This window comes from Thermosynechococcus sp. OHK43, assembly GCF_014466085.1.
In the GTDB taxonomy this organism is placed as follows: Bacteria; Cyanobacteriota; Cyanobacteriia; order Thermosynechococcales; family Thermosynechococcaceae; genus Thermosynechococcus.
In genome coordinates this window covers 1-5,344 of sequence record NZ_JACOMP010000183.1, presented here as the reverse complement: position 1 = coordinate 5,344, position 5,344 = coordinate 1, and the positions used below count along the sequence as shown (strand labels likewise).

At 53.8% G+C, this 5,344-nt stretch carries 4 protein-coding genes and 1 pseudogene; 3 read left to right on the top strand and 2 right to left on the bottom strand.

The features are described from left to right. From H8Q75_RS07745 to H8Q75_RS07735, 3 genes are all read left to right on the top strand, one after another. Positions 1 to 1,124: M48 family metalloprotease (locus H8Q75_RS07745; protein WP_297041060.1), on the top strand; the 1,124-nt coding region annotated here is incomplete at its 5' end. Positions 1,125 to 1,150: 26 nt separating this feature from the next. Next, positions 1,151 to 2,578: a YdiU family protein gene (locus H8Q75_RS07740; protein WP_297041058.1), complete on the top strand. Its 1,428-nt coding sequence runs from the start codon at positions 1,151 to 1,153 to the stop codon at positions 2,576 to 2,578. Continuing rightward, positions 2,575 to 3,765: a lipid-A-disaccharide synthase-related protein gene (locus H8Q75_RS07735; protein WP_024124636.1), complete on the top strand. Its 1,191-nt coding sequence runs from the start codon at positions 2,575 to 2,577 to the stop codon at positions 3,763 to 3,765. Before H8Q75_RS07740 ends, H8Q75_RS07735 begins: the two co-directional genes overlap by 4 nt. Before the next feature lie 123 nt (positions 3,766 to 3,888). Here H8Q75_RS07735 and psbC read toward each other — a convergent pair whose 3' ends face one another. Both psbC and H8Q75_RS07725 read right to left on the bottom strand, forming a co-directional pair. After that, a complete protein-coding gene (gene psbC, locus H8Q75_RS07730) occupies positions 3,889 to 5,274 on the bottom strand; it encodes a photosystem II reaction center protein CP43 (protein ID WP_024124637.1) in 1,386 nt (461 codons plus the stop codon). After that, positions 5,258 to 5,344: pseudogene (locus H8Q75_RS07725) on the bottom strand (photosystem II protein D2); the annotation flags it as partial. The pseudogene H8Q75_RS07725 and the gene psbC, both read right to left, overlap by 17 nt.

Sequence of the window (5,344 nt, the reverse complement as noted above, 5' to 3'; positions counted from 1 at the left end):
TGGAACAATTTCCAGAGTTTATTCCCGCTCAAGTGCGGTTTGCCGAGTTTCTAGCTCAGCAGGGTTCCCTCAAAGAGGCCTATGCCCATCTAGAGAAGGCCGCTAGTCTCTACCCAGATCAGCCGGAGATTCAACGTAGTCTGATCACAATCTACGATCGCCAGCAGCAGTGGCTGGAAGCAGCTCTTGCCGCCCAGCGGTTTGCCCTCCTGAATCCTGATCATCCTGCTACACCAGAATTTGAGCAACTGGCCGCAGAGCGCATGCAACGATTCCGGCGCCGTCTTCAAGGGCAATTGCGCGAAGGCATGGTTATGGGTGCCCTCACCGGCCTAGTCGGTGTCGCCCTCACGGGCAATCCCCTGCTGTCTTTGAACTCGATTCAAATGATGACCTTGATGATGCAAGGGGAGTCTGCCCTAGGCCGCTCAGCGGCGCGGAATATTAGCCGCCAAGTCAAGCTCCTTGAGGATGCGGAAGTACAGACCTATGTCAATCAAGTTGGGCAGCGCCTTGCCAAAGTGGCCGGTCGCAATGAATTTGAGTATGAATTTTTTGTGATAAAAGACAATGATCTCAATGCCTTTGCCCTTCCCGGCGGCAAGATCTTTATCAACTCTGGTGCAATTCTCAAAGCGAATACCGAAGCGGAACTTGCAGGATTACTTGCCCACGAAATTGCCCATACAGTCCTCTCCCACGGTTTTCGCCTGATGACCCAAGGCACGGCCACTGCCAACTTGACGCGGCTATTACCCGCTGGTGGCTATGTGACAGGGATTCTCGTGACTAGCTATAGTCGTGAAATGGAGCGAGAGGCCGATATTTTGGGCACGCAGATTCTCGCAAGGGCAGGCTATGCCGCTGATGGCCTACTTAACCTAATGCACACCCTCAAAAAGGAATACCGCCATCAGGAGCCACCGCTACCGTGGTTTTCCACGCACCCTCCTACTAATGAGCGCATTCGCTATATCCGTGGTTTGATGCGCGATCGCGGGTACACCCCCTTTGCCTTTGAGGGGGTCGAACGGCATCAACAAATTCAAGCGCACTTGCGTACCCTGGTGGATTCCCCTAATCCCCCAAAATCCAAAGGGGAAACTGCCAAGACACTCCAATAGCTCTGAACGTTTTGAATATGTTTTGAATGTCTCGACACCGTTTTCAAGCCCTTGAGTACGAACCCGCGTTTCTTTCCCTAGGGGAAGAGTACTGGGACGAGGTACAGGCAGCAACATTTCCGCGGCATATTCTGCGTTTTCGCAATGATGCTCTCTTACCCTTGATGGGCTTAGATCCTGCTGAAGTCACGGATGTCGATTTTATTGCAGCCTTTGGCCAGTTTCAGGGGCGAGAACCCTTTTTGGCGATGCGTTACCACGGCTATCAGTTTGGGGAATATAACCCCCGTTTAGGAGATGGTCGCGGGTTTCTCTATGGCCAGTTTCGCGGTGGAGATGGTCAACTGTATGACCTTGGCACAAAGGGTTCTGGCACCACCCCCTATTCGCGAGGCGGAGATGGTCGCCTTACATTAAAAGGGGGTGTCCGTGAAGTTTTGGCCAGTGAACTGCTGCATCGCTTGGGGGTGCGTACCTTTCGCAGTCTCAGTTTAGTGGAAACGGGGGAATCCCTGTGGCGAGGGGATGAGCCATCGCCGACACGATCAAGTGTCTTGGTGCGCCTTGGGCGCTCCCATATTCGCTTTGGTACCTTTGAGCGGCTCCATTATCTGCGGCGACCAGACTTGATTCAACGGTTGCTCGACCACGTCATTCACTACTACTATCCCCATTTGCTAGAGATCCGAGACCCCAAGGAACGGGGTTGTGTCTTCTATCGTGAACTGGTGGCACGCACAGCGGATCTGGCGGCACAGTGGTTGGTGGCGGGATTTTGCCATGGTGTTTTGAACACCGATAATATGGCCATCACGGGTGAAAGTTTTGACTATGGTCCCTATGTTTTTTTGGAACGGTATGATTTAGGATTTACGGCGGCCTCCTTTGACTACTATGGCCGATATGCCTATGGCAATCAACCGGCAATTTGTGCTTGGAATCTGGAGAAACTGCAAGTCCCGCTGTCTTGGGTCATTCCCCTTGAGGAAATGGCAGCAGCGCTGAAAACCTTTGGGGATCGCTGTCAAACCACCTACTTGAAACTGATGCTCAAACGCCTCGGTTGGGCAGATCTTCCCCCAGAGCTTGGCCGTTCCCTCGTGGCGGAGACCCAAGCTTTCCTCAGTCGCAGCATCATCAGTTATCCTCAATTCTTTATCAGCTTGCGGCAGGAATTTTCCCCAGAGTGGGCTGCCGATGTGGGTCATTTCTTTTCGGGAAGCCTAACCCTGACACCCGCTGATCAGAAATTGCTAGAGGCTTGGAAAAGATGCTACTTTGAGCTATTGCAGCAGGCAACTCCACCACAGCGGGCAGCGATTCCCCAGACCCTACGGGCAGCCAACCCCCTTGTCATCCTCACTCGCCCCCACATCGAACAGATTTGGCAAGCCATTGATCAGGAGGATGATTGGTCGGAATTTACGGCAACTCTTGAGCTAATGCAGGCATGAAGCGACTCCTTTGCCTCAGTAATGGTCACGGTGAGGACGCGATCGCCAGTGTCACTTTACAAGCCCTGAAACAGCGTTGCCCAGATATAAATGTAATGGCGTTGCCCTTGGTGGGCTTAGGGTCTGCCTATACTCGGCTCGGTATTCCGCTGTTGCACGCAGGAAAAGTCCTGCCCTCCGGTGGGTTTATCTACATGGATTTACGGCATTTATGGCGGGATCTCAAGGCTGGTTTGCTGGGACTTTTAGGATCGCAGATTCGCACCCTCCAAGCTTGGCAGCAGTTGGGAGGGCATCTTTTGGCGGTGGGGGATATTGTGCCATTATTGCTGGCCTATGGCAGTGGCGGCACCTACAGTTTTATTGGCACTGCCAAGTCTGACTATTACCTTTACGATGGGACGGGGCGCCCCTATGGCTGGGGAATGGGTTGGGCAGGCAGTGACTATCTTCCCTGGGAACGGTGGTTGTGGCGATCGCCCCGCTGTCGAGGCATTTTTATCCGCGATGAGCTAACCGCCAAAGGGCTGCGGCAATTGGGTTACACCGTTCACTACTGTGGCAATCCAATGATGGACTTAGTGATGCCCCCCCCTGGGCAATCCCCCTTTACCACTAGAACTATTGTGCTGCTGCCGGGGTCTCGTGCCCCCGAGGCCTACCGCAATTGGCAACACATTCTAGGGGTACTGACACCCCATCAGGATCAGCCCCTGACATGTCTTGCCGCTGTGAGTCCCAGCCTTGATTTACAGCTTCTTGAGCAGAGTCTGAAGGGTTGGCAACCGATAGCCAGTCCATTACCCAAGACCACCGCATGGCGGTTGGGTCAGCAACAACTAATCCTAAGTTCACACCACTTTCGTGAATTTTTACACTGGGCAGAAGGGGGTATTGCTCTTGCTGGAACCGCAACCGAGCAGTGTGTTGGCCTCGGCAAGCCAGTCGTTACATTTGCCGGTGAAGGTCCTCAGTTTACCCGTCGTTTTGCCCGCCGTCAAAAACGCCTACTGGGGGAGTCCATCTTTTTTCTAGATGATCCCCTAGAAGCCCTCCCTACCCTCTGGGGTATTTGGCGAGATTCTGAGTTACTAGCTCGAATTGCCGCTAACGGTGTCGAGCGTATGGGGCGTCCAGGAGCGAGCGATCGCATTGCTGCCCAACTTCTAGAAATACTCACCGATTAAGTCTTCAGTGACACTGCCATATTCCCCGAAGGGGATGGGTATTCTGGCGCCGCTCTACAAAAAAAAAGACCCCCATCGGTCAATGGGAGTCAAGAGGTGCTAAGTAAGAATCGGTGAGCTGCCCTAATCTAGGCTAGGCATCGAGAGCACGGGTTCAGACTCACGGTCAATCCCCTTCTCAAAGCCAGCCGCTGCCGCCCGGGCACGCCCTGCATGCCATAGGTGACCCACCAAGAAGAAGAAGGCCAGAACAAAGTGGGAGGTTGCTAGCCAAGAGCGGGGAGACACGAAGTTCACCGAGTTAATTTCGGTGGCCACACCACCCACAGAGTTGAGAGAACCCAAGGGAGCGTGGGTCATGTACTCAGCGGCACGACGTTCCTGCCAAGGCTGAATATCATTTTTGATCTTGTTCAGGTCAAGACCATTGGGACCACGCAGGGGCTCCAGCCAGGGACCACGGAAATCCCAAAAGCGCATTGTTTCACCACCGAAGATAATTTCACCAGTGGGAGAGCGCATCAGGTATTTGCCAAGACCCGTGGGACCTTGAGCCGAGCCAACATTGGCTCCCAGCTTTTGGTCGCGGATCAAGAAGGTCATTGCCTGCGCCTGAGAGGCCTCCGGACCCGTAGGGCCATAGAATTCACTGGGATAGACCGTGTTGTTGAACCAGACAAAGCAGGTGGCAATGAAGCCCATCATGGAGAGGGCACCTAAGCTATAGGAAAGATAGGCTTCTCCAGACCAGATGAAGGCACGGCGTGCCCAACCGAAGGGGGTCGTCAGGATGTGCCAAATACCACCGGCAATGCAGATCAGACCGATCCAAATGTGACCACCGACAACATCCTCAAGGTTATTGACGCTGACGATCCAGCCCTCACCCCCAAAGGGAGACTTCAGCAGATAGCCAAAGATGACCCTTGGGTCAAGGGTGGGGTTGGTAATGACGCGGACATCGCCGCCACCGGGTGCCCAGGTGTCATAGAGACCACCAAAGAACATGGCTTTAGCCACCAGCAGTAGGGCACCAATACCAAGGACGATCAGGTGGAAACCAAGGATCGTCGTCATTTTGTTTTTATCTTTCCAGTCGTAGCCAAAGAAAGAGGAGTATTCCTCAAGGGTTTCAGGGCCACGAATCGCATGGTAAACCCCACCAAAGCCGAGAACGGCAGAGGAAATCAGGTGTACCACTCCAACCACAAAGAAGGGGAAGGTGTCCACGACTTCCCCACCAGGGCCAACACCCCACCCAAGGGTGGCAATGTGGGGGATGAGAATGAGCCCTTGCTCATACATTGGCTTCTCGGGAATGAAGTGAGCCAACTCGAACAGGGTCATGGCACCGGCCCAGAAAACAATCAGGCCAGCGTGGGCGACGTGGGCACCCAAGAGTTTGCCGGAGAGATTAATTAGACGAGCATTACCGGCCCACCACGCGAAACCGGAGGATTCTTGGTCGCGATTGGTGGCAAAAATCGAATTACTAGAGAGCGTTACCACGGGGGAGTACCTCTTCTGGGAAGACAAAGTTTTCATGGGGTTGGTCTTGGGGCGCCATCCAAGCACGGAT

Bases quoted from the DNA above. Each gene is read 5' to 3' on its own strand.
- H8Q75_RS07740 (WP_297041058.1), top strand. From the start codon at position 1,151: ATGTCTCGACACCGTTTTCAAGCCCTTGAGTACGAACCCGCGTTTCTT.
- H8Q75_RS07735 (WP_024124636.1), top strand. From the start codon at position 2,575: ATGAAGCGACTCCTTTGCCTCAGTAATGGTCACGGTGAGGACGCGATC.